Origin of the sequence: Paraburkholderia sp. XV (assembly GCF_020177535.1) — a bacterium.
GTDB lineage: Bacteria > Pseudomonadota > Gammaproteobacteria > Burkholderiales > Burkholderiaceae > Paraburkholderia > Paraburkholderia caribensis.
On the sequence record NZ_JAGUUD010000249.1, the window covers coordinates 1 to 2,598 of the forward strand.

General features: G+C 62.3%; 1 protein-coding gene. It reads left to right on the plus strand.

All coding sequences use genetic code 11. The features are described 5' to 3' along the window. Positions 1 to 20: 20 nt before the first annotated feature. Positions 21 to 2,598, plus strand: a 2,578-nt coding sequence (locus tag KFO72_RS41715; RefSeq protein WP_225034537.1) for an ATP-binding cassette domain-containing protein, incomplete at its 3' end; no start/stop codon positions are given.

The window sequence follows — 2,598 nt, forward strand, 5'->3', positions numbered from 1 at the left end:
GCAACTCACCGGACAGGACGATGAACCCGACCAACGCAACGACTCGCGCGCAGATCAAACGGCTGATCGTCCGCGACCTGCTGGCCGCAGTACTCAAATACCGGGCAATCACAGTTGCGTCATTTGCTTTGATGATTCTCGCGAAGCTTTCTGCCGTCGCCATTCCGCTCACGCTCAAACACATCGTCGACGAACTGAGCCATCCCGCAGCGCCTGTCGTATTTCCCGTTTTTCTCGTGCTGGCGTACGCGCTGCTGCGTTTTTTTGCCGATGCGTTGAACGAGGCGCGCGACGTGGTCTTCAGTCCTGTCACGCAGCGCACGGTCGCGGATTTCGCGGAGCGCACCTTTGACCATCTGCAACGGCTCGGCGCGCGCTTTCATGCGCAGCGCGAGACGGGCGCTGTGGTGCGCGACGTTCAGAAGGGCACGGAGGGCATCGGCTTTCTGCTCGGCACCGCGCTGTTTTCCATCTTGCCGACCATCATCGAGATCGGGACGATCATTGCGATCGTCATGCGCAACTATGAGTGGGCGTTCACGATCATCATCGCGGTAACCTTTACGTGCTACGCGTTCTACACCTACGTGTTCACCCAGCGGCGGCTCGTGGTGCAGCGTCGTGTAAATGCGATCGAGGCGCAATCGGATGCACGGCTCGTCGATAGTCTGCTGAACTACGATACCGTCAAGTTCTTCGCCACCGAGGAGACCGAGACCCGGCGCCTTTCGGACATCCTTGCCCAATGGATCGACGCACGCATTGCAAACCAGCGCGCGCTGACGGCCCTGCATGTCGGGCAAAGCGGCGTGATCGCGACGGGCATCGCTGCCGTGGTGCTGCTGGCAGTGCAGAACGTGACGACGGGTGCCATGAGCGTCGGCGATCTCGTGCTGATCAACGCCTACATCATTCAGGTCTGCATGCCGTTGAACACACTCGGCTTCGTGTTCCGCGAGACCAACGACGCGAAGGTCAATGTCGAGCGGATGTTCACGATTCTCATTGCCCGTGGCATACCGGGTGAGGACATCGATATGCCGGAAGCAAAGCCGCTGGTCGTGACGCATGGCGCGATCGAGTTCGAGCACGTGAACTTCGGTTACCACCCAATGCGTCCGGTGCTGCGCGATGTGACGTTCCACGTGCATCCGGGCCACCGGCTCGCGGTGGTCGGCGGCAGCGGCTCGGGAAAATCCACCCTTGTGCGGTTGTTGTTCCGCATCTATCAGACGGGCTCGGGGCGTGTGTTGATCGATGGCCAGGACGTGCGCGGGATTACGCAGAAAAGCCTGCGCGAAGCGATTGGGATCGTGCCGCAGGACACGGTGCTGTTCAACGACACGATTGCCTACAACATCGCCTACGGAAGGCAGGGTGCGACGCGCGCCGACGTGGTGCGCGCAGCGCGTGCGGCGCAGATCGACGAGTTCATCGAGCGCTTGCCCGATCACTATGACACGCGTGTCGGCGAGCGCGGCGTGCTGTTATCGGGCGGCGAGCGGCAGCGCATTGCGATTGCCCGCGCGATACTGAAAGACCCCCGCATCATCGTGTTCGACGAAGCGACCTCGGCGCTCGACACCCGCTCTGAACGTGCGATCCAGGCTGAACTGAACCGGCTTGCGCGCGGCCGCACATCGGTTTCGATCGCGCACCGGTTATCGACGGTAGTCGACGCAGACTGGATTCTCGTGATGGAGCACGGGCGGATCGTCGAGCAGGGCACGCATGAGGATCTGCTGGCGCGCAACGCGGTCTACGCGAAGATGTGGGCGTTGCAGTGGCAGCAGGGCGAACTCGAACATCTTCAGCGAAAGGTATCGTCGGAATCGGTGAGGATCGGCGCGCTGATTGCGGATGCGCTGCGTCCTTTGCAAGCCGCGATTGCGGAACGTCGCATCGTATGGCGGACGGTCGTGCCACGAGACGACCTGCGTCTGACGGGCGATCCCGTCGAGTTGCAGCAGGCTGTCGGCATGCTGTGCCAGAGCGAGATCGAACAGACAGGTGCAGGCGGGCTCGTGGAACTTCGTGTCGAGCGTCAAGGCAATCATGCGTGGATCAGCGTAGTCGGCGCGCATGGCGGTTCGCTGGAATTGTCGCAGGCGACCGCCCGCGCGATCGAAGCAAAGCTGACAGCTTCGGGAGGCCGCCTGACGGCGATGCCCGTCGGTCAGCGTCTTGCCTACGGACTGGTTTTGCCTTTACGGCCTGTTCTGGATGACGATCATGTGAACGGGCAACGCCCGGCGGCGGCCGATGCGCCGCAAACCGTCGTCGATACGCAAAGGCCGCTCGAAGGCTTGCGCGTGCTCGCAATCGACGATCAGGAAGACGCGCGCGATGCCTTGGAGGCGGTGCTGACTGTGAGCGGCGCGCAAGTGCAAGTCGCCGGCTCGGGCGACGAAGCGCTCGCCCTTCTCGCGCATATGCCAGCAAACGCCAGGCCGCAGATTCTGCTTTGCGATATCGTGCTCGGCGTAGAAGACGGGTATCAGGTGCTGGCGCGCATCAGGGACTTCGAAGCCCTGCAAGGCGTGAACGCGCGCGATCAGATTCCGGGCATCGCATTGACGGGATATTCGCAGGCGGGGG